Annotated in this window: 21 protein-coding genes, 2 pseudogenes and 1 riboswitch; of the genes and pseudogenes, 12 read left to right on the forward strand and 11 right to left on the reverse strand. The window is 41.4% G+C overall.

Annotated elements, in window-relative coordinates; all coding sequences use genetic code 11:
• Window positions 1-2 precede the first annotated feature (2 nt).
• From LIT25_05250 to LIT25_05260, 3 genes and pseudogenes are all read left to right on the forward strand, one after another.
• Window positions 3-137: pseudogene (locus LIT25_05250) on the forward strand (aminoglycoside phosphotransferase family protein).
• Window positions 138-158: 21 nt separating this feature from the next.
• Window positions 159-365, forward strand: coding sequence for a hypothetical protein (locus LIT25_05255; protein ID USK34762.1), 207 nt, complete (start codon window positions 159-161; stop codon window positions 363-365).
• 145 nt (window positions 366-510) lie between these two features.
• A complete protein-coding gene (locus tag LIT25_05260; GenBank protein ID USK34763.1) occupies window positions 511-1449 on the forward strand; it encodes a manganese-dependent inorganic pyrophosphatase in 939 nt (312 codons plus the stop codon).
• Window positions 1450-1624: 175 nt separating this feature from the next.
• Here LIT25_05260 and LIT25_05265 read toward each other — a convergent pair.
• The 6 genes and pseudogenes from LIT25_05265 to LIT25_05290 form a co-directional block, all read right to left on the reverse strand.
• A pseudogene (locus tag LIT25_05265) lies at window positions 1625-1720 on the reverse strand (YjcZ family sporulation protein).
• Window positions 1721-1893: 173 nt separating this feature from the next.
• Window positions 1894-2079, reverse strand: a complete 186-nt coding sequence (locus LIT25_05270) for a hypothetical protein (GenBank protein ID USK34764.1) — start codon at window positions 2077-2079, stop codon at window positions 1894-1896.
• Between the two features lie 141 nt (window positions 2080-2220).
• Entirely contained in the window at window positions 2221-3090 is an 870-nt protein-coding gene (locus LIT25_05275; protein ID USK34765.1) for an SDR family oxidoreductase, read from the reverse strand.
• Window positions 3091-3228: 138 nt separating this feature from the next.
• A complete protein-coding gene (metH, locus tag LIT25_05280; protein ID USK34766.1) occupies window positions 3229-6648 on the reverse strand; it encodes a methionine synthase in 3420 nt (1139 codons plus the stop codon).
• A complete protein-coding gene (locus LIT25_05285; GenBank protein USK34767.1) occupies window positions 6641-8494 on the reverse strand; it encodes a bifunctional homocysteine S-methyltransferase/methylenetetrahydrofolate reductase in 1854 nt (617 codons plus the stop codon). The genes metH and LIT25_05285 overlap by 8 nt, the downstream gene beginning before the upstream one ends.
• Before the next feature lie 76 nt (window positions 8495-8570).
• Window positions 8571-8702: riboswitch (SAM riboswitch) on the reverse strand.
• Between the two features lie 182 nt (window positions 8703-8884).
• Window positions 8885-9376 (reverse strand): YajQ family cyclic di-GMP-binding protein, encoded by a 492-nt coding sequence (locus LIT25_05290; protein USK34768.1) that lies wholly within the window; start codon window positions 9374-9376, stop codon window positions 8885-8887.
• Between the two features lie 317 nt (window positions 9377-9693).
• Between LIT25_05290 and LIT25_05295 the strand changes: the two genes are divergently transcribed.
• On the forward strand, window positions 9694-10548 hold the full coding sequence (locus LIT25_05295) for a hypothetical protein (GenBank protein USK36171.1): 855 nt from the start codon (window positions 9694-9696) through the stop codon (window positions 10546-10548).
• Between the two features lie 458 nt (window positions 10549-11006).
• On the opposite strand, the gene LIT25_05300 is transcribed toward LIT25_05295, so the two are convergent.
• Together LIT25_05300 and LIT25_05305 are read right to left on the reverse strand one after the other, a co-directional pair.
• Window positions 11007-11138, reverse strand: coding sequence for a DUF3941 domain-containing protein (locus tag LIT25_05300; GenBank protein ID USK34769.1), 132 nt, complete (start codon window positions 11136-11138; stop codon window positions 11007-11009).
• A 54-nt stretch (window positions 11139-11192) separates the two neighbouring features.
• Window positions 11193-12053: a DegV family protein gene (locus LIT25_05305; protein USK34770.1), complete on the reverse strand. Its 861-nt coding sequence runs from the start codon at window positions 12051-12053 to the stop codon at window positions 11193-11195.
• 197 nt (window positions 12054-12250) lie between these two features.
• On the opposite strand from LIT25_05305, the gene LIT25_05310 reads away from it, so the two are divergent.
• Both LIT25_05310 and LIT25_05315 read left to right on the forward strand, forming a co-directional pair.
• The gene (locus LIT25_05310; protein USK34771.1) at window positions 12251-13093 is read left to right on the forward strand and encodes a YitT family protein; all 843 of its coding nucleotides are present in this window, start codon (window positions 12251-12253) and stop codon (window positions 13091-13093) included.
• Between the two features lie 14 nt (window positions 13094-13107).
• Window positions 13108-13584: a proteinase inhibitor gene (locus tag LIT25_05315; GenBank protein USK34772.1), complete on the forward strand. Its 477-nt coding sequence runs from the start codon at window positions 13108-13110 to the stop codon at window positions 13582-13584.
• A 157-nt stretch (window positions 13585-13741) separates the two neighbouring features.
• Here the strand turns inward: LIT25_05315 and LIT25_05320 are convergent, their stop codons facing one another.
• The 3 genes from LIT25_05320 to LIT25_05330 form a co-directional block, all read right to left on the reverse strand.
• Complete coding sequence (locus LIT25_05320) at window positions 13742-14014, reverse strand: DUF3813 domain-containing protein (protein ID USK34773.1); 273 nt, start codon at window positions 14012-14014, stop codon at window positions 13742-13744.
• Between the two features lies 1 nt (window position 14015).
• Window positions 14016-14165, reverse strand: a complete 150-nt coding sequence (locus LIT25_05325; protein ID USK34774.1) for a hypothetical protein — start codon at window positions 14163-14165, stop codon at window positions 14016-14018.
• Between the two features lie 110 nt (window positions 14166-14275).
• Entirely contained in the window at window positions 14276-15088 is an 813-nt protein-coding gene (locus tag LIT25_05330) for a Cof-type HAD-IIB family hydrolase (protein ID USK34775.1), read from the reverse strand.
• A gap of 116 nt (window positions 15089-15204) precedes the next feature.
• Here LIT25_05330 and yjfP point away from each other — a divergent pair, with 116 nt between their 5' ends.
• The 6 genes from yjfP to LIT25_05360 all read left to right on the forward strand — a co-directional run bounded on the left by yjfP (window position 15205) and on the right by LIT25_05360 (window position 21081).
• Entirely contained in the window at window positions 15205-15984 is a 780-nt protein-coding gene (gene yjfP / locus LIT25_05335) for an esterase (GenBank protein USK34776.1), read from the forward strand.
• A gap of 51 nt (window positions 15985-16035) precedes the next feature.
• Window positions 16036-16344, forward strand: coding sequence for a metal-sulfur cluster assembly factor (locus LIT25_05340; protein USK34777.1), 309 nt, complete (start codon window positions 16036-16038; stop codon window positions 16342-16344).
• 514 nt (window positions 16345-16858) lie between these two features.
• On the forward strand, window positions 16859-17896 hold the full coding sequence (gene argC, locus LIT25_05345) for an N-acetyl-gamma-glutamyl-phosphate reductase (protein ID USK34778.1): 1038 nt from the start codon (window positions 16859-16861) through the stop codon (window positions 17894-17896).
• Between the two features lie 11 nt (window positions 17897-17907).
• A complete protein-coding gene (gene argJ, locus LIT25_05350) occupies window positions 17908-19134 on the forward strand; it encodes a bifunctional ornithine acetyltransferase/N-acetylglutamate synthase (GenBank protein ID USK34779.1) in 1227 nt (408 codons plus the stop codon).
• Window positions 19135-19144: 10 nt separating this feature from the next.
• Complete coding sequence (gene argB / locus LIT25_05355; GenBank protein ID USK34780.1) at window positions 19145-19924, forward strand: acetylglutamate kinase; 780 nt, start codon at window positions 19145-19147, stop codon at window positions 19922-19924.
• Window positions 19921-21081: an acetylornithine transaminase gene (locus tag LIT25_05360; protein ID USK34781.1), complete on the forward strand. Its 1161-nt coding sequence runs from the start codon at window positions 19921-19923 to the stop codon at window positions 21079-21081. Before argB ends, LIT25_05360 begins: the two co-directional genes overlap by 4 nt.
• Window positions 21082-21129: the final 48 nt, after the last annotated feature.

Raw genomic sequence — 21129 nt, forward strand, 5'->3', positions numbered from 1 at the left:
CCCTTCCTTCAGACAAACAGCTTTGCCACGGAGACCTTCATCCTGATAATGTTCTGATTTGTACCGGTACTCCTATAATAATTGATTGGGCGGATGCGGCTTCTGGGCATCCAATGGCTGACCTCGCGCGAACCATCCTTATTTTGAGGTTTGCAGGATTGAAGAAAGATCAAGCTTTTTTGAGATTAATTCGTAAATGGATGTGCTGGTTTTACATTAGAGAGTATAAAAAACATCGTTCATTCTCTAATGAAGAGTGCAGAAAGTGGGAGCTGCCATTAGCTGCCGCCAGACTTTCGGAATCAATTCCGCTCCATGAAAAGGAAAAGCTGCTTGTAATCATAAGGTCACACTTGAAAAAGTAAGCAAAACGGTTAATAATAAGGTGTATCTTCAAATAAACTTTAAAAATTAGACAGTGAACTGCACAATTTTCTGTTAAAATAAGAAAATATACGCCCCTTGATACGGCAAAAAATCTATAGTATTTACAGCAAAGGAGTTTTTTAGATGGAAAAAGTTTTAATCTTTGGTCATAAAAATCCCGATACAGATACAATTTGCTCTGCCATTGCGTATGCTGATCTTAAAACAAAGCTAGGATTAAATGCTGAACCGGTGCGCTTAGGTGAAATCAACGGTGAAACTCAATTCGCATTAAATGCATTTGGGATCGAAACTCCCCGCCTTGTAGAAACGGTGGCAAATGAAGTAAGCGGGGTTATTTTAGTTGATCATAACGAGCGTCAGCAAAGTGTAAGTGACATTGACGATGTTCGAGTACTTGAAGTTATTGACCATCATCGCATTGCCAATTTTGAAACAAGCGATCCATTGTACTATCGTGCAGAGCCAGTTGGCTGCACTGCTACCATTTTAAACAAAATGTACAAAGAAAATGGCGTAAGCATTCCTAAAGAAATTGCTGGATTAATGCTTTCTGCCATTATTTCAGATTCTTTATTATTTAAATCTCCTACATGTACAGAGCAAGATATTGCAGCAGCCCGCGAATTAGCTGATATTGCAGGAGTTGATCCTGAGATCTACGGGCTTGATATGCTTAAAGCAGGTGCAGACTTAAGCGACAAAACAGTAGCTGAGCTGATTTCACTTGATGCAAAGGAATTTTCTATGGGTAACTATAAAGTAGAAATTGCGCAAGTAAACGCTGTAGATCCAAACGATGTACTAATTCATAAAGAAGAAATTGAAGCATTGATTTCCGCTGTTATCGCTGAAAAAGAATTGGATTTATTCATCTTCGTTGTAACAGACATTTTAATTAATGATTCCGTAGCATTGGCCCTTGGACGCGAAACACGTGCTGTAGAACAGGCATATGATGTAAAGCTTGTGGATAACACAGCTGTTTTAAAAGGTGTCGTTTCCCGCAAAAAACAAATCGTGCCAGTCATTACAGACATTTTAACAAGTACACAAGTTTAATATGAAACGCATGGATTCTAATCAATTCATGCGTTTTTTTATATAAAAAATCAGAAACGGCTTACCTATAAGGCAAGCCGTTCATTTGTCATTAGCAGTAGCCGTGGCCGTCATATCCGTGGCCGCCATATCCGTGGCCGCCATATCCGTGGCAGCAGTAGTCAGCTCCGCCGACAAAAGAAGCACCGATGATGATTAATAAAATAAACAATACGATAATTAACGCGAAACTATTATTGAAGCCGCCGCCGTAATTTCCATCTTTACTCATTAAAAATTCCTCCTAATTTTAAATCGAGATGATGAGCATTTTCATGACTCAAAGTTAAGGTATGCCAGATAAAGAATTATGTTAGCCTATTTATGGTTTTGTCAAAAGCATCAGTCAATATGTACTTTCAAAAAAAAAAGACCGGCAATATAATTGCCGGCCAAAAAACATCACTACTTATTAAAAAAGCTTTTAACGCCGTGAAAGATTAGAACAAAAGAAAAAACTAAAATTGCTAAAACGCCCACGACAGTTGTGAATGGCTCAATGCTTGCCAAGAATGTACCTTCTAACGGCATTTCAACTAAAGCAAAGCCGGCAAGAATAGCAGCTAAGAATAAGAAGATTAATCGATCCATGATTTTCCCCCCTTCCTAGTACATTATATGTAAACGCTCCCAAAAAAGTATTAGTCATTCACACATTTTATAAAGGGGAAAAATAAAATTTCAAACAAAAAACGCCTGAATCTTCAAACTCAGGCGTCCCTGAAACTCTGTTTATCCGTTAATGATTTTTCCGCCATTTACATGAATCATCTGACCCGTTATATAAGTAGAATCATTGCTGGCAAGGAAAACGTAGCTTGGAGCAAGTTCATCAGGCTGGCCGGGACGCCCCATAGGAGTGTCAGCCCCAAATTCCGATACTTTATTTGCATCAAAGGTAGATGGAATGAGAGGTGTCCAAATTGGGCCAGGAGCAACACCGTTTACCCTTATTCCTTTTTTTACAAGGGACATGGAAAGGGATCTTGTAAATGTTGTAATTGCTCCTTTCGTTGATGAATAATCGATCAGCTGCTCATTGCCTGCATATGCAGTAATAGAGGACGTATTGATTATGCTGCTTCCTTGTTTCAAATGAGGAAGTGCTGCTTTTACCATATAAAAAAAGGAGAAGATATTCGTTTTAAACGTTCGTTCGAGCTGTTCTTTTGATATCTCTTCAATTCCTGCCTGAGGATGCTGCTCAGCGGCATTATTTACAAGGATATCGATTTTTCCAAGCTGATTGATGGTTTCGGAAATAATTTGTCCGCAAAAAGATTCTTCGCCTATATCTCCCGGCATTAAAATACATCTGCTGCCTTCTTGTTCAACAAGCCGTTTCGTTTCATTAGCATCCTCATGCTCGTCTAAGTAAGAAATGACGACATCTGCGCCTTCCTTTGCGTAATGGACTGCAACTGCCCGTCCAATTCCTGAATCTCCTCCTGTAATAATAGCCACTTTATCAAGCAGCTTCTCACTGCCTTTATATTGAAGTGCATCAAACTCAGGCAGTGGGTTCATTAAGTTCTCATGTCCAGGCTGTACATCCTGATGCTGTGCAGGCATCGTTTTTTTGCTTTGACTATCTTGACTCATCCAAATCCCTCCATGGTTTAATCATGTTTAGTATGGTAAAAAGTATGATGAATATGTAGCTGTCTTTAGAATATATTCCCTGAATGAATGAGATGAAACGTAAAAATTCCCCCCAAAAAAAGAACTAAAACTTAAGTTTTAGTTCAATACATTGAAATATCTAGCTTCAGGATGGGCGACAACGATTGCCGTTACTGAAGCTTCCGGCTCCATCATAAAGCCTTCCGTCAAGTTCACGCCAATATCTTCCGGAGCTATGAGGTCAAATAATTTTGCCTGGTCATCCAGATTCGGACAGGCTGGGTATCCGAAAGAAAAACGCTGACCCTGATATTTGGCAGAAAAGCGCTGATCCATTGTGAAATCCGGAGGATCAGGGAAGCCCCATTGGTCACGGATCAGCTGGTGAGTCCGTTCTGCAAGGCCTTCGGCAAGCTCGAGTGCCAGCGCCTGTACAGCATGGCTTTTTAAATAATCTCCCTGCTCTTTAAAACGGTTGGCAATTTCCCTTACTTTTTTTCCGGCGGTTACCGCAAAGAAGGAGACATAATCTCTTTGTTTGTTCTCATCTTTTGGGCGGATATAATCGGATATACAGCGGTGCGGCAGCTTTGATTGCCTTGGGAATTCAAATGTCTGCAATGTTTTTTCCGTTTCAGGATCCAGAATATGCAGCATATTGCCATCCGATTCTGCAGGGAAAAATTGATAGACGGCTGCAGGCTGAAACCATTTTTCCTCGTAGCCCTGTTTAAGAAGCTCATCGATTGTTTCTTTTAAGGCAACAGCTTTTGGATCTTTATTTTTAAGCATTTCCTTTACTTTTCCTTTTAGGCCAAGATGATGGCCAATCAGCATCTGCATGTTAATGTAAGGAATCAGATGCGGCAGTTCGATATCTTTAATAATATGCCGCCTGCAATCCTCCGGTTCAAAATAAGGTGAGGGAGTGAGCGCAGCCCTTTTTTCCAGCAATTCTGTGACGGCCGGAGTTGCTTTCTTTTCAGCAGATCTTTCAGGAACGGCTTCTTTTTTCTTAAATTGTGTTGGATCTATTCTGATTCTGTTTGCAAGGGACAGTCCATCCATTGCGTCCTTTGCGTAAATTACAGGTCCGCTGTACTCCGGTGCAATTTTTCCGTCAGCAAATTTTCTGGATAAAGCAGCACCGCCAACCATGATTGGCACTGAGATTTCAGCTTCTTTTAAATCCTGTGCAGTCAAAACCATTTGCTGTGCGGATTTTACGAGAAGACCCGAGAGTCCGACGATATCGGGATTTTCTTTTTTGACAGCCAAAATCAAGTCCTGAGGTGTCACTTTTATGCCTAAGTCTACTACCTTGTAGCCATTGTTGCTCAAGATAATATCGACTAGATTTTTACCGATATCATGAACATCTCCTTTTACCGTAGCAAGCAGAATTTTGCCTTTTCCGCTGTCATCCTTTTTTTCCATGTGAGGCTCTAAAAAGGAGACGGATGCTTTCATGACCTCTGCGCTTTGCAGCACTTCAGCAACAATCAGCTGGTTTGCATTAAACAGCTCTCCTACCTCAGCCATGCCTTTCATAAGAGGACCGTTTATTATATCCAGCGGTGTTGTGTACTCTTTTAAGGCAATCTCAAGATCTGCAAGGAGTCCTTCTTTCGTACCTTCGACGACATATTGAGCAAGGCGTTCTTCTAAAGGAAGAGATTGAACCGGTTTTTTTGCGGTTTTCTTTTTGCCTCTGTAGTGATTTGTAAAGGCAGCTAATGTATCGTCATTCGTATTGAAAAGAAGAGTTTCTGACATTTCAATTTCGTCTTTTGGAATCGATGCAAATCGTTCAAGCTTTTCCGTATTGACAATTGCATAATCAAGTCCTGCCTGAGTGCAATGATACAAATAGACGGCGTTCAGTACTTCGCGTCCAACAGGAGGAAGGCCGAAGGATACATTGCTGACTCCAAGGATTGTCAGGCATTGCGGCAATCGTTCTTTAATTAAGCGGATGCCCTTTATCGTTTCTTCAGCAGAGCCGATATATTGCGCGTCTCCTGTTCCGACAGGGAATACGAGCGGATCAAAGATGATATCTGATGGATTTAACCCGTGTTTTTGAGTCAGCAGTTCAAATGAACGGACAGCGATATCAAGCTTTTGCTCAGCAGTCAGTGCCATTCCTTTTTCATCAATCGTTCCTACAACAACAGCTGCCCCGTATTTTTGAATGAGCGGGACGACTGCGTCAAATCTCTCTTCACCGTCTTCTAAGTTGATGGAATTGATGATCACTTTCCCTTGAGAATAGGAAAGTGCCTTTTCAATGACTAACTCATCCGTTGAATCAATGACAAGAGGTGCTTTTACTTTTTTCGTAATCTCCTTTATGAAGGCTTCCATGTCTTCTAATTCTTCGCGGTCAGGATCAGCCAGACAGATATCGATTACATGTGCGCCATTCTTGACTTGAGCTCGGGCAATTTCAGCTGCTTCTTCAAATTTCCCCTCCGCTATTAGTCGTTTAAACTTTCTGGAGCCAATCACATTTGTCCGTTCTCCGACGAATAGAGGCCGCATGGAATCATCATAAATAAGCGGCTCGATGCCAGAAACAGTATGAGCCGGATCGCGTTCCGGAACGGAGCGGGGCTCGAGTTCGCCTACAGCATCAGCAATGGCGGTAATATGTGCAGGTGTAGTCCCGCAGCAGCCTCCGACAATGTTCAGCCAGCCCTGTTCTGCAAATCCTTTTACTTTCTGAGCAAGAGAACGGGGAGATTCATGATAATTTCCTTCCTCATCAGGCAGGCCGGCATTAGGATAGCAGCTGACAGCTGTATGAGCCATGCCTGATAGCGTCCGGATGTGGTCGGTCATGAATTCAGGTCCTGTAGCACAGTTTAGACCTACAGATAAAGGCTTCATGTGCTCAAGCGAAATGAAAAAGGCTTCAATATCCTGTCCGGCAAGCGTCGTTCCCATAGGTTCAATTGTCCCTGAAATCATCAGCGGAATTTCTTTGCCTGCTTGTTCAAAGGCGCGTTTAATGCCAAGAAAGCCTGCTTTTACATTTAATAAGTCCTGGCTTGTTTCAAGAAGAAGCAAATCAGCACCGCCTTCAAGCAGGCCGAGTGTCTGTTCCTCGTAGTTTTGAATAAGCTCCTCAAACGTTGCTCCGCCTGTAACAGACAGCGTTTTTGTCGTGGGACCCATTGAGCCTGCAACATAACGCGGCCATTCAGGAGTTGAATATTTTTCAGCTGCCTTTTTTGCGATCTCAGCCGCTTTTTTATTTAACTCAAAAGCGAGGTGGCCGAGATTATATTCATCAAGAACAATCTTAGTAGCGCCAAATGTGTTGGTTTCAATAATATCTGCTTTTGCTTCCAGGTAAGCATCATGAATGGATTCGATGACTTCTGGCGCAGTAATCGTTAAATATTCATTGCAGCCCTCGTATTCTTCTCCGCCGAAATCAGCTGCAGAAAGATTTGCATCCTGTATCATGGTGCCCATCGCTCCGTCCAGAACGAGGATTTTTTTCTCAAGCTGCTTTTTTATATCAGACATGCGTAATCTTCCTTTCATTGACCCCAATTTGTTTCTTGTGAATGTAATCTGTCAGTTCAACGGTTAATTCATAGTTTAAAAACGGTGTAATTAAGTAGATTCCATTAAATAAATCAAAGGCAGCATCAATCAGTCTTTTAGAGATGGCCAATCCTTCCTGATAGGCTTTCTCCCGATTATCGCCTGCCTGGGCCATTCTTTCACGAATACTGTCAGAAAGAGTAATGCCCGGAATTTCGTTATGGATAAATTCTGCGTTGCGGCTGCTTGTGAGCGGCATAATGCCGATATAAATCGGAACGGTTAAGTGCTTCGTTTCCTCATAAACATCAATCAGCTGTTTTTCTGAGTAAATTGGCTGTGAAATGAAATAATCTGCACCGCAGGCAATTTTCTTCTCCAGTCTTTTTACCGCTTTATCGAGATATTTAACATTGGGATTAAACGCAGCAGCAACTGAAAAATTGGTTTTTTCCCCAAGAGGTTTTCCTGAATAAGAAAGACCATCGTTAAATTGCTTGATTAAGCTGATCAAATCAAAAGAAGAAAGATCATAAACGGAAGTAGCTCCCGGAAAATCCCCGATTTTTGATGGATCGCCCGTAATCGCAAGCACATCCGAAAGTCCCAGCGTATGAAGACCCATTAAATGAGATTGAAGGCCAATTAAGTTGCGGTCGCGGCATGTAATATGAATTAAGGACCTGAGTCCAAGTGTTTGCTGAACGATGGATCCTACAGCAACATTGCTTATTCTCGGCGAAGCAAGCGAGTTGTCTGCAAGTGTTAAGGCATCGATTCCAGCAGCTTGCAGTGCTTTTGCACCTTTTAAAAATTTGTCCAGACCAAGTTTTTTAGGAGGATCAAGTTCTACAATCAGAGAGCGGTTCTTATTGACTATTTCCTGCAGGGGAGGATACTTTCTTTCCGCTGCAGACGTGACAGAAATCTCTTTCTTCCGTATTTTTACTTTCTTTTCTGTAACTGGAGCGAGTCCTTTAAGCGCTGCTGACATTGCTTCAATGTGTATAGAGGTTGTGCCGCAGCAGCCTCCGATTAGTCTTGCTCCCTGATTTCTGAAGGCGAGTGCGCTTTCTGCGAAATATTTTTCTCCAGAGCCATAGACAAGTCTTCCTTCCTCAAGAGTCGGCAAGCTGCTGTTTGGATAAACAGATAAGAACGCTTTTTCAGGAAGCGGAATTTCTTCAAGAGATGAAAGCATATGGTAAGGACCCAGTCTGCAATTCAGACCGACAACGTCAGCACCAAGTGCCTCAAGCTGAGAAAGGCCTTCATTCAGGGGTGTTCCGTCCTGCAAGACTCCGATTTCGTGAAGGGAGATGTTAGTAATAATCGGGATATTCGTTTCTTTTCTTGCGATCTCTAATACTGTTTTTATTTCTTCAAGATCATAATAGGTTTCAAGCAGCAGACCGCTTACCTCTTCACTGAGCAAAAGGTAAAGCTGTTCTCTGAAATTGCGTTTAATGTCCTCAAGAGAATAGGCGTTTTTCTTGAAAGCACGGATGCCGCCAATCGTTCCAAGAACATAGGTGTTATTGCCGGCTGATGCTTTTTTAGCAATTTGAACAGCAGTACGGTTAATCGCTCTCACTTCATCTTCAAGTCCATATCTTGATAGCTTAATATAGTTTGCGCCGTAAGTATTTGTCTGAATGACATCTGCACCGGCTGCAATATACGCCTTATGAACATTTAATATTTCATCAGGCTTCGATAAATTCAATTCTTCGAAACACCTGTCAACTCCGTGCGAGTAAAGCAGTGTTCCCATTGCTCCGTCGCCAATCAAGATCTTCTTCTGTAAATCGTTTAAAAGTGTCAAACTCCAAACCTCCTTAGTGCAGTAGAAAAAACAAAAAAAGCCTTCCAAGAAGAAGACTTTGAACGATCAGGACTTCTTCTTATCGTTCGATGGATGCATCGCTGGAATTAGCACCTTGGATTGAAATCCCTGATGAATACAGATGATTTCATTATGCCAGGTTGCTGAAGCTTCATAGGGCCAGTCCCTCAGCTTCTCTAGATAAGAATGATGAAATATGAAATTTACAAAAAGATATTACATCTAATTTACATGTTTTTTCGGATAGATTCAATACAAAAGTAAAAGTTTTCTGAATAGACGGGGAATTTGTTGGGGGAAAATCGAAGCAGAAACTTGCGGAATACCGAAACAAACACTCAGCAGAGAAGAGCTGAGTGTTCGTTCACTTTATCTGAAATTAATAAATTGAACATCTATCGGCAAGTCGGCTCCGCGAACGGCTGCAATCACCTGCTGCAGGTCGTCCTTATTTTTGCCGGTCACACGGACCTGATCGTCCTGAACCTGAGTTTTTACTTTTAATCCGGAATTTTTTATAATGGCATTAATCTTTTTTGCATTATCCTTATCAATACCCTGAATCAGCTTAGCGCGCTGGCGAATTGTTCCGCCCGATGCACCTTCGATTTTTCCGTAATCAATATTTCGTGTCGCTACATTGCGCTTAATCAATTTAGAAATAAAAACATCCTTTAACTGATCCATTTTAAACTCATCATCTGAAACTAAAACAATCTCTTCTTTTTCAAGAGAAATGCTGCTTTTGCTCCCTTTAAAATCATAGCGGGTGCCGATTTCCTTCATCGTCATCGTAATTGCATTCGTCACCTCAGGCATATCCACCTTTGAAACAATATCAAAAGAACTGTCCTTCGCCATAAGAATCCTCCCAAAAGTTTATATTATCTATAGATTATAGTAGAATGAACAGGGGATAACAACATTTGAAGTGCGGAATCGCCTGTTTAGCTCCGACAGACAGATAAGAATTCACCCGAAAAGTCCGGTTTTGACTTTTTGGGGGAATTTGTTCTGGCCGAGGAGTTAGGCGATGGAGCCGGACAATACGAAGTGCGGAATCGCCTGTTTAGCCTAGGGATTAGCCATTAAGCTGCACATTCATACATAAATGTCCGCTTCAATTTGAAAACTAACAGCAGATACAATCTGCATAAGAAAGGAACGAAATACATTTGATGAATCCAGGAACGTTTATGACGCTTTCAATAGATGAAAAATTAGATTATGGCTATTATTTAACAGACGGAGAAAGCCGTGTGCTGCTCCACAAAACCGAAATCACGGAGCCGATCGATGACAAAGAAGAAGTTGAGGTTTATTTAATTGTCGATCATGAAGACCGTCTTGCCGCAACAATGAAGAAACCGAAAATTACCGAGGATCATTACGACTGGGTTGAGGTTGTAAACGTAAGAGAAGACATGGGAGCGTTTGTTGATATTGGTTTATCCAAGGATGCGCTAGTAGCAAACGATATTCTTCCAGCGTTTATCGAGGTTTGGCCTGAAGAGGGGGACATGCTTTATTGTTCTTTGAAGGTAACGAAAAATGGCAGGTTTTTCACGAAGCTTGCAACGGAAGATGTCATGCTGGAGAAAATCGTATCAGCAGAAGGCGCAGCCAACAATCAAACTGTGACAGGCAGAGTTTACAGAATGATTATTGCCGGCTCATATATTATTACAGAAGAAGGCTACAAAGGATTTATTCACTCTTCGCAGCGTAAAAGGGAGCCTCGTTTAGGCGAGCTTGTAACAGGGCGCGTAATTGATGTAAAGGAAGATGGAACAATCAACGTATCTCTTCTTCCAAGAAAGCATGAAGCATTGGATGCGGATGCACAGCAGCTTTTTGATTATATGGAATCAAGAGGCGGAGCGATGCCATTTTTCGATAAGAGCGACCCAGAAGACATTAAAGAACGCTTTAACATGAGCAAAGGCGCGTTCAAGCGTGCAATCGGCTCATTGATGAAAGCCGGGAAAGTTTATCAGGAAGACGGCTGGACATATTTCAAAAAGGAACAGTAAGCGAGTTGATCGCTTGCTGTTTTTTTTTGAGAAATTTTAGGTTTGGTTGATAAAATCTCAATATTAAATTCCCGGAGATAAAGAAAAAATCAGGAAATTGGCAGATATCAGTGCCGTTGTAGAAGAGACGGCAGCAGGAAGCTAGCAAATATCTGCTTCGACAACTGAACAGCTGCTCGCATTCGAAAATATGGTGGGAAAAGTGATTGAACTTTAGACAGCTGACAGATGATTTAAATCAGACATCTTCGAAGTTTAAGCTACAATAAAACAAAAACAGCAGCGGAAAATCGCTGCTGTTTTTTCAAGATATAAGAAATTATGAAACTTTGCGATTTATGTCTAGCTTCAGCGACTAACTCCTCGGTCAGAACGGATCCGCCGCAAAAAAGTCAAACCCGGACCAGTCCGGCGGATCCTTATCTGCCTTTCAGAGCTGACCAGTGCTTCCGCTTCTCTTATAAATGGTCGGTCTTTTTGGAATATTGTCTTTCGCCTTTTTGGCGGTTTTTCTCGCGTATCATGTTTCGTTCATGTTCTTTGGCATTATTGTCTTTTGCTTTTTTGTCGTTATCGCTTGTATGCGGCATCATAAAAACTCCCTTACTGAAAAGATACGTTTATGTTGCCCTGTAAGTATAATATTATGAGATCGGTTTATTAGAAAAGAAAATGGCAATCGTGCCAGGTCCAGAATGCGCTCCAACTGAACAGCCGACTGTGTTTATATATACTTCTTTCGGATGAAATTCAGTTTCTATCATTGCTTTTATTTCCTTGGCTGAGTCCTCATCATCCCCGTGACTGATGGCGATGGTCTGGCTTTCAAGATTAACGCCCCGCTCTTTCATCAGCTCGATGACCCTTCGGAAAACTTTTTTCCGGCCTCTAAGTTTTTCAAGCGGAATCAGCTTGCCGCCTTCAACATGAAGAAGCGGTTTGATGTTGAGAAGACCGCCTACAAATGCAGATGCTTTGCTGATTCTGCCGCCTCTTGCTAAATATTCTAATTTATCGACGGTGAAAATGTGCTCTGTATGATCACAAAAGTCCTTTACAGAAGCTTCAATTTCATGTAGAGTGTTTCCTTTACTGGCTAGGTCAACTGCATATTTAACGGCAAGTCCAAGGCCAAGGGAAGCACATTTGGAATCCACAATGGAAAGCTCAAAATCTGGATATTCCTCTTTGACTTCGTTTCCAATCATGACAGCAGTCTGATAGGTTCCGGAAAGCTCCGATGAAAAAGCAACATACAATGCCGGTACTTGTTTCTTTGCAAATTCAGTGAATGTCTCTTTTACATCAAGAGGAGAGATTTGAGTCGTTTTAGCTATTTTCCCTTCACGCATCGCGTCGTATACTTCTTTAGGGGAAATCGTGACTAAATCGCGATAGTCATTTTCCTCAATATGTACACCAAGCGGGAGAAGTGTAACGCCGTGTTTCTCATAAAATTCAAGCGGCAGATCGCATGCGCTGTCTGCGACGATATGTACCGTCATTTTGACACCTCATTTCATCTGGTTTTACCCGCAAAACGGGATAATAGCCTCATTTATAGTTCTAAATTAGCACTTAGCCAAAAAGAAGTAAAGAAAGTTACGCTGCCCTAAAACACAATATTTGTATTGATCTGCAAGAAATTGGGGTAAATCAGAAATACTAACATTATCTTATAGCCCGGGAGGATTTTCTGCAAATGGTTTATGAAGAAGTAAAAAAAGCGGTTGTCGTTATTTTTGGAGCTCTGCTGAATGCTGTCGGCCTGAATTTATTCATGATTCCTGCTGATGTTTATGCGAGCGGATTTACCGGTATCGCCCAGCTCTTATCAAGTGTAATTAAAGAATACACCCCCCTTTACATATCTACAGGGGTGCTTTTGCTCCTTCTTAACATTCCAGTAGCAATCCTGGGATGGCAAAAAGTCGGGAAATCGTTCACTCTGTACAGTGTACTTAGTGTAGCAGCCACCACACTATTTTTATCGATTGTCCCTTTATATCCTTTGTCAGAAGATATTTTGCTTAACGCAGTATTTGGAGGCGTCATTGTTGCGATCGGCGTAGGCATTACGCTTAAATATGGTGCTTCAACAGGCGGACTGGATATTATAGCAATGATCCTTTCGAGAATGAAGGATAAACCGGTCGGCACTTATTTCTTTATCTTAAACGGAATTATCATTTTTACAGCGGGATTGCTTTATGGATGGGAAAAAGCGCTCTACACTCTTGTTACGCTTTATGCTTCAACAAGAGTCATTGATGCGATTCATACAAGACATGAAAAATTGACAGCCATGATCATTACAAAAAAAGCTGATGATCTAAAAAAGGCCATTCATGCTAAAATGGTAAGAGGGATTACAATGGTTCCTGCTAAAGGAGCTTTTACAAACGAGCAAAAGGACATGCTGATGATTGTGATCACACGCTATGAGCTTTATGATTTAGAAAAAATCATTAAGGAAGTTGACCCAAAGGCATTTACAAATATCATTCAAACAACAGGAATCTTTGGTTTCTTCCGCAAAGAATAGGAGACGTGCACGATATGAAAAAGCTTGTATTCATTATGCTTGGCTTATTATTTCTTGTCGGCTGCGGTCAAACTGCTGAAAATAAGGATGAAGCGGAAGAGGTGTCTGGTGACGTGGAAACGAAAGAAGTTCAATTAGCTGTTGAGACGAAGGAAAGCCCTGAAAGTGTGCAAATCAATATCACCCTTAAAAACAATACAAATGAAGAAAAGAATTTCGAGTTCTCATCAGGACAGAAATATGAAATTATCATTACAGATTCAAACGGGGCGGAAGTGTACAAATATTCAAAGGGAAGAATGTTCACTCAAGCTCTGCAGTATCTAACGCTGCCTCCAGGAGAAAGTCAAACCTGGCAGGAAACATGGGACAAGAAAAGTGCAGGAAAAAAAGTTGAAGCCGGTGAATATACGGTAACGGTTTTATTAACTGGTAAAGCTGAAGGTGTAAAAGCCTTAGAAGCAAAGGCTAAGTTCAAGGTAACTGAATAAAGTAAAAAGCTGCGGAAAATTCCGCAGCTTTTGTTTAATATGGGCTAATCATAGGTGCACTGCTTTATGCTAAATTCACGGTACGTACGGCTCTGCTTAGTAAAACGGCTATTTCTGACTAGCCTTATCTGCCTTTCGGAGCTAACCGGCCGTCTTACTACATATTCTTCAATTCGTCTTGAAGTTCGCTTAGCTGTTTTTGTTCTGCAGGAGAAGCATTTGCAAATGCAGACATCAATGCGCCTTCTGCTTTTGCTTTGGTATCCGCATCAGCATGTGCATGCTGGCCGGAAAACTGATTTTGCTCACTGTCATCATGCTGGCTGTATTGGTTCTGCTGATGATTATGATCGTCATTCATCTTGCCGCTTAAAACCTCGCCAGCTTTTTCAACCGCTTTTCTTGCTGCCTGAAATAGTTGATTGCCCATATTAAAAGCCTCCTAAAGAGGATTTTTCTGCCATTTGAGCTTTGCGCTCTTCTGACTCAGCCATTGTTGTGTGATAAGGGAAACGTTCATCATGTTTCGAAACGGAATCTTTACCTTGCTGTACAAAGCGTTTAGATTTATTACTGCTCATGCGAAATTCCCCCTAAAAGAATGTTTGCTGACGCTGCTGATGCGTCTCCTTTATTTTGTCTCAATGGGGTTTGTTCTATGGATGGTAATCTTCACTAAAAAAGGACGCCCTTATAGCGACAAGGCGTCCTGTAAGTAAATGGCAATGCCGTCCTCTTCATTTGTTTTCGTTTCTCTGTTTGCAACCTTCTTGAGTTCAGAAATGGCATTTCCCATCGCAACACCCTGACCGGCATATTTCAGCATTTCAAGATCATTGTCTTCATCGCCGAATGCAATGATTCTTTCTGCGGGAATGTTGTACGAATCAGCAATTTTCTTTAATCCCACAGCTTTATTCATTCCGTGCTTGATGATTTCTATGACGTGCCATGGGGCAGCCCAGCGTCTGTGATCTACAAGCTCAGCATGAACATCTGATAAGTAGTTGCGGATATTGTCCACTTCTTCCTCAGAGGCATGGATAAGAATACTTGTTACATCATCCCCAAGATTTTTACGCAGGTCTCCAACGGTGATGTCTGAAGTATTCATTGTGAAAATATCCAGAAGCTTTTCGTCGTGATAATGGAAATACACATGATCCATTACTTCGGCAAGTATATTATTGACGTTGTGCTTTTCGCACACTTCAACGATTTGCTTTACAACATCCAAGGAAAGAGTCGTGTGAAACGCTCCCCACTGATCATCTTTTGGATGATGGACGAATGCTCCGTTAAAGTTGACGATTGGCGTATCCAGCTCAAGCTCCTCATAATACATTGAACTGGCACGATACGGCCGTCCTGTTGAAATGCAGACAATATGTCCTGCTTCTTTTGCTTTTTTAATGATTTCTTTTGAATAAGCAGAAATCGTTTTATCATCTTTTAATAAAGTACCATCTAAATCAAGTGCAATTAAATAAGGTTTTGTCGTCATAGAAGCTCCTTTATTCTTTGAATTAAAAAACAAGTCCTATTAACAGTGTATCTTTTTTCCAAGATTATTGTCTACATGTTACACTTATGATAAAGAAAAAGAGGGAGGCATAAAACATGATCGCTGTTGAAAAAATGAATGTAGCCGGTATTCCATTACTTCATGTGGTAAAGGATTCTGCCAAAAATGAAACAACACCGTTTGTCATTTTTGTCCACGGTTTTACAAGCGCGAAGGAACATAACCTGCATTATGCCTACCTCCTTGCTGAAAAAGGAATTCGTGTTGTACTGCCGGATGCCCTGCATCACGGTGAAAGAAATGAAAATCTTTCTGGACTAGAGTTAAATATGCAATTTTGGAGCATTGTAATAAATGAAATCAATGAATTGCAGACAATTAAGGACTATTTTGAAAAAGAAGAACTGATCGATCCCGGTCAGATCGGTGTTGCAGGAACTTCCATGGGCGGGATTGTGACTCTTGGAGCTTTGACGCAATATGAATGGATCAAGGCAGCTGCAAGCTTAATGGGAAGTCCTTATTATGAACAGTTTTCCCGACAGCAAATACAATATATACAAAAAATGGGCAATAAAGTTCCGCTCACTGATGAAGAGCTTGAGCAGCACTTCTTAAGTCTGCAGGCCTATGATTTAAGTATACATACTGAAAGGCTCGCAGCACGTCCATTATTATTCTGGCACGGTAAAAAGGATCAGGTCGTTCCTTTTGATCCGACCTACACATTTTTCCAGGAAATCAAATCGTCCTATGAGGAAAAGCCTGAATATCTGAAATTTATCGCGGATACTAATGCAGATCATAAAGTTTCAAGAGAAGGACTTATTGCAACCGTCGACTGGTTTGCCGATTTTTTACTTGAAAGCAGATAATTTCAGATTGCTTCATGGTTTCGATATACTTTGCTATGAGGAGTGATTGCTATGGATGAAGCATTAAAAGAAAATATATATGGAGCGCTTGAACTTGTCGTTGACCCGGAGCTTGGTGTTGATATTGTGAATCTTGGACTTGTTTATGATGTAGATCTTGACGAGAACGGCACGGCGCTTGTCACGATGACCTTAACTTCAATGGGCTGTCCGCTTGCCGGGACAATCATTGATCAAGTAAAAACAGCCTTGCGTGAAATTCCTGAAATTAAAGAAACAGAAGTAAATATCGTCTGGAATCCGCCTTGGACAAAAGATAGAATGAGCCGAATCGCCAAAATAGCATTAGGCGTTCAGTGAGAAAAGTTAAATCCTGGTTCTATAAATGAACCGGGATTTTTTGTCGGCAAAATGGAAGATGTACTCAAAGTGAGTGTATGAAGTCCTAAAGATATCGAAAACTTATCATAAATGTATACCATAGAAAGCGCTCAAACCCGTCAAATCAGGTAACCATAGAGAGCGAATGACACCCCGAAGCCTCTAAAATCCATTAATCAGGTAACCATAAAAAGATATTCCCCCCAAAAAACCTTCTAAAATTCAAAAATCAAGTACTCAAAAGAAGCAAATCCAACCCCTAAACAGCAAAATCCAGAAAAGTATTTCCAGCAATGCCGGCTCAGTCCCCCATCCAAACTCCCCTTTAAAATAATATGTGAAAAGACTGCCTCCATTTTCTTCCCCAAGGAAACCACAATCAATCTATAAAACTTAAAAAATATTTAAATATACAATTGATTTTATTTTTATGCAGTATTATAATGGGTACTAATTCAAACAGCAGAACGATATAAATTAAAGGGTGATACATTTGAATGTAGGTATTATAGGTGCGACGGGCTATGGAGGCAATGAATTATACCGGCTTCTCACAAAACATCCGAAAGTGGAGAAATGTATTCTATATACATCTTCTGAAGAAGGAAAGCCATATAGGGAATCTTATCCTCATTTAAGCGGCATCAGTAATGAATTACTGGTCAGCATAGACTGTAACAGGATTGAGAAAGAGGTTGATACCCTTTTTATGGCCTCTCCGCCTGGAGCTGCTGCTGAGATTTTGCCTCAAATCAACCTGGATCAGGTAAAGGTAATCGATTTATCCGGAGATTTAAGATTAAAAGATTCTGCTTTATACGAGAAATGGTATAAACGCAAGGCTGCAGACCAGAGGATTGTTGATGAAGCGGTATATGGTCTTTCTGAGCTGAATAAACCATCCATTATGAACGCATCCATTCTGTCAAATCCAGGCTGCTTTCCGACAGCGTCCATCCTGGGCCTTGCGCCGGCTGTATCTAATGAGCTGATCAATGAATCTTCCATTATTATAGATGCGAAAACAGGTGTTTCCGGTGCAGGTCGAAAAGCAGGCGCGGGTGTTCATTATTCAGAAGTAAATGAAAATCTGAAAATCTACAAAGTGAATGGACACCAGCATATACCTGAGATTGAACAAGGGCTTCAGCGTATGAATGAAAACATTTCAGCCATTACCTTTCAAACGCATTTGGTTCCAATGACAAGGGGAATTATGGCAACCATCTACGCGAATACAAAAGGAGAAATGAGTTCAGAGGAATTACTCGAATGCTATCAAGCTTTTTACAGAAATTCCTATTTTGTCAGAGTGAGGCCGCTTGGGGAATTTCCATCTACAAAAGAGGTATACGGCTCAAATTTTTGTGACATCGGCCTTTCTTATGATAAGCGGACAGAAAGAATCACGATCGTTTCAGTGATTGATAACTTAATGAAGGGCGCTGCAGGCCAGGCAGTGCAAAACTTTAATATTATGAATGGATATGAAGAAACAATGGGTCTTGAGCTCACACCGCTATATCCATAGGAGGTTGAATTATGATGAAAGTAAAAGAGTCAATCGGACTGCGGAAAATAGATGAAGGATCGGTTACATCGCCGGCTGGATTTACGGCAGATGGCGTAAATACCGGATTACGATATGCTAAAAAAGATTTAGGCGTATTGATAAGCGAAGTTCCTGCTAGCTGTGCTGCAGTTTACACGCAAAGTCATTTTCAGGCAGCTCCGCTGAAAATAACACAAGAAAGCATTGAAATGGATCACAAGCTGCAGGCACTTATAGTGAACAGTGCGATTGCCAATGCATGTACAGGAGAGCAGGGATTAAAAGATGCATATGAGATGAGAGCTCTGTGCGCAAATACTTTTGCATTGAAAGAAGAGCATGTGGCTGTAGCTTCAACAGGTGTTATCGGCGAATACTTGAAAATGGACTGCATTCGGAATGGTGTGGAGGATATTTCTCCTTCAAAAGATGGGTCACCGGCTTTTCAAGAGGCGATTTTAACGACCGATACAGTGACGAAGAAAACCTGCTATGAGATGACGATTGACGGAAGAAAAATCACAATCGGCGGATGTGCAAAAGGCTCCGGGATGATCCATCCAAACATGGCGACGATGCTTGCATTTGTTACAACTGATGCTGCCGTAGAAAGCAATATTCTGCAGCAGGCCCTCGCTGAATTAACGGATGTATCTTTCAATCAAATTACGGTCGATGGCGAAACTTCAACGAACGATATGGTGCTGGTGATGGCCAATGGCTTGGCAAATAATGAACCTTTGTCCCCTGAGCATGATGATTGGGATACTTTCAAACAAGGGCTTAAACTTGTATGCGAAGATCTTGCAAAGAGCATAGCAAGAGACGGTGAAGGTGCTACGAAGCTGATTGAAGTGACTGTAGAAGGAGCAGCAACTGATGCGGAAGCAAGAATTACAGCAAAAAAAGTGGTAGGTTCAAGCCTTGTTAAAACAGCCGTTTATGGTTCTGATGCCAACTGGGGAAGAATTATCGGTGCAATCGGCCACAGCAGAGCAGAGGTGAATCCTGATAAAATCGGCATCTTTTTAGGTGATCAATGCCTGTATCATAATGGCCAGCCTCAGAATTTTTCAGAGGATAAGGCAAAAGAAGTGCTGGAAAAAAACACAGTGAATATCCATATTGACCTCCGAATTGGAAACGGAGAGGGAAGAGCCTGGGGCTGTGACCTGACATACGATTATATCAAAATTAACGCCAGCTACAGAACGTAAGGAGAGAATCATGAGCAAAGTTGTCGTGTTGAAGTGTGGAGGTAGTATTGTTGAGGAGCTGTCAGAGGCATTTTTTGGAAGCCTGCACGAGCTGAAAAAACAAGGCTATAAAGTAGTCATTGTCCACGGCGGCGGACCTGCAATCAACAGCGTTCTAAAAAGCATGAACGTTAAGACTCAATTCATTAACGGTCAGAGAAAAACAACAAAGCAGGTCCTGGATATCGCAGAAATGGTGCTTGCAGGCCAAATCAATAAGCAGATTGTGAGAGCATTGGAACAAAATAATCTTATGTCAGCAGGAATTGCAGGGTCTGATGGCGGAATGCTGACAGCAGAGTTTTTGAATGAAACAGAACTTGGGTACGTCGGGAAAATTTCTAACGTCCAAACTCATCTGATCAAAACGCTGATTGACGGCGACTACGTACCTGTCATCGCCCCGATTGCAAGAACAAAAAATCATCAAATTCTTAATGTCAACGCTGATACAGCAGCTGCAGCTATAGCAAGTGCACTTGGTGCCAAAAAACTGCTGTTTGTTACAGATGTGCCAGGTATTTTGAAGGAAAAACAAGTAATTAACCATACAACTCCCGATGAAATTGAAGAAATGATAGGTGCTGGCATTATTAACGGCGGGATGATTCCTAAAGTTCAGGCTGCGATGAAGTCATTATCTCTTTCTTTAAAAGAAGTGATGATTGTCAGCGGTCAATCAATGTTTGTTGCAGAACAATCCATCTTGGGAACGAAAATTACCATGAACAAGGAGGCTGCATTAAAATGAGTTTTGTATTTCCAACATATGCGCGCTGGGATTTGGAGATAAAGGAAGCGAACGGCTCAGTCGCCATCGATCAAAATGGCAAAACCTATCTTGATTTTATCTCTGGAATTGCTGTTTGTAATTTAGGCCATGGAGACAAAGACGTGAAGCAGGCTGTTCAAGATCAGCTTGATAAAGTCTGGCACGTTTCGAACCTTTTTCAGCATTCATTGCAAGAGGAAGTTGCGGAAATCCTTACAGCAAACAGCTGCGGAGATGCCGTATTTTTTTGCAACAGCGGGGCTGAAGCGAATGAAGCTGCAATAAAGCTTGCTAGAAAGCACACAGGCAAATCAAAGATCGTTACCTTTAAGCAATCGTTTCATGGAAGAACATTTGCAACGATGTCTGCAACAGGCCAGGCCAAAATTCATGATGGCTTTGGACCATTATTGCCGGAATTTGAATACCTGCCTTTTAATGATACAGAATCTCTTCAGCAATTAGATGGAGATGGCTATGCTGCTATTATGCTTGAAGTTATTCAGGGAGAGGGCGGGGTCGTACCGGCAGAAGCTTCTTTTATAGAAGAAGTAAAAGAGACATGTGAACGTCTTTCCACCCTTCTGATTATTGACGAAGTGCAGACAGGCATTGGACGGACGGGACTGCCGTTTGCTTATCAGCATTTTCAAATTGAGCCTGATATTATTACAGCAGCCAAAGGACTCGGCAGCGGATTTCCTGTTGGAGCCATGATCGGGAAAAAAGAACTGATTGCATCCTTTCAGCCTGGCTCACATGGAACGACGTTTGGGGGAAATCCACTTGCTATGGCTGCAGCTAAAGCAACGCTCACAAAAATTTTTCAGCCCCCATTCTTGGATGAAGTCGTGAAAAAATCGGAGAAAATGTCAGATTTGCTTAAAGCTGCATTGCTTCATACTCCTGCTGTAACTGAGATTAGAGGAAAAGGCTTTATGATTGGTATTCAATTAAATCAGGAATCAGCCTCTATTATTTCTGAACTGCGAAGCAATGGTTTGTTAGCACTCCCGGCAGGTCCAGATGTAATCCGTCTGCTTCCTCCGCTTACTGTTACAGCTGATGAGATAGATGAAGCAATTGCTGTCATTGAAAAAACGATCAAGCACACAGCACTGACAGTAAGCCAGTAACATAAATTTTTTTACAACAAATTGTATAATTATGCTTTTGTATAAATA

It is taken from the genome of Bacillus sp. F19 (genome assembly GCA_023823795.1).
GTDB lineage: Bacteria > Bacillota > Bacilli > Bacillales > Bacillaceae > Bacillus_P.

What these genes read in the sequence shown, in the direction of transcription:
- argJ (USK34779.1), top strand. Translation starts at nt 17,908, where the DNA reads ATGATGAAAGTAAAAGAGTCAATCGGACTGCGGAAAATAGATGAAGGA.
- LIT25_05275 (USK34765.1), bottom strand. Translation starts at nt 3,090, where the DNA reads ATGAGTCAAGATAGTCAAAGCAAAAAAACGATGCCTGCACAGCATCAG.
- LIT25_05290 (USK34768.1), bottom strand. Translation starts at nt 9,376, where the DNA reads ATGGCGAAGGACAGTTCTTTTGATATTGTTTCAAAGGTGGATATGCCT.
- argB (USK34780.1), top strand. Translation starts at nt 19,145, where the DNA reads ATGAGCAAAGTTGTCGTGTTGAAGTGTGGAGGTAGTATTGTTGAGGAG.
- LIT25_05310 (USK34771.1), top strand. Translation starts at nt 12,251, where the DNA reads ATGGTTTATGAAGAAGTAAAAAAAGCGGTTGTCGTTATTTTTGGAGCT.
- LIT25_05270 (USK34764.1), bottom strand. Translation starts at nt 2,079, where the DNA reads ATGGATCGATTAATCTTCTTATTCTTAGCTGCTATTCTTGCCGGCTTT.
- LIT25_05330 (USK34775.1), bottom strand. Translation starts at nt 15,088, where the DNA reads ATGACGACAAAACCTTATTTAATTGCACTTGATTTAGATGGTACTTTA.
- LIT25_05320 (USK34773.1), bottom strand. Translation starts at nt 14,014, where the DNA reads ATGGGCAATCAACTATTTCAGGCAGCAAGAAAAGCGGTTGAAAAAGCT.
- LIT25_05295 (USK36171.1), top strand. Translation starts at nt 9,694, where the DNA reads ATGAATCCAGGAACGTTTATGACGCTTTCAATAGATGAAAAATTAGAT.
- LIT25_05340 (USK34777.1), top strand. Translation starts at nt 16,036, where the DNA reads ATGGATGAAGCATTAAAAGAAAATATATATGGAGCGCTTGAACTTGTC.
- LIT25_05305 (USK34770.1), bottom strand. Translation starts at nt 12,053, where the DNA reads ATGACGGTACATATCGTCGCAGACAGCGCATGCGATCTGCCGCTTGAA.
- LIT25_05315 (USK34772.1), top strand. Translation starts at nt 13,108, where the DNA reads ATGAAAAAGCTTGTATTCATTATGCTTGGCTTATTATTTCTTGTCGGC.
- LIT25_05325 (USK34774.1), bottom strand. Translation starts at nt 14,165, where the DNA reads ATGAGCAGTAATAAATCTAAACGCTTTGTACAGCAAGGTAAAGATTCC.
- yjfP (USK34776.1), top strand. Translation starts at nt 15,205, where the DNA reads ATGATCGCTGTTGAAAAAATGAATGTAGCCGGTATTCCATTACTTCAT.
- LIT25_05260 (USK34763.1), top strand. Translation starts at nt 511, where the DNA reads ATGGAAAAAGTTTTAATCTTTGGTCATAAAAATCCCGATACAGATACA.
- LIT25_05300 (USK34769.1), bottom strand. Translation starts at nt 11,138, where the DNA reads ATGCCGCATACAAGCGATAACGACAAAAAAGCAAAAGACAATAATGCC.
- LIT25_05360 (USK34781.1), top strand. Translation starts at nt 19,921, where the DNA reads ATGAGTTTTGTATTTCCAACATATGCGCGCTGGGATTTGGAGATAAAG.
- metH (USK34766.1), bottom strand. Translation starts at nt 6,648, where the DNA reads ATGTCTGATATAAAAAAGCAGCTTGAGAAAAAAATCCTCGTTCTGGAC.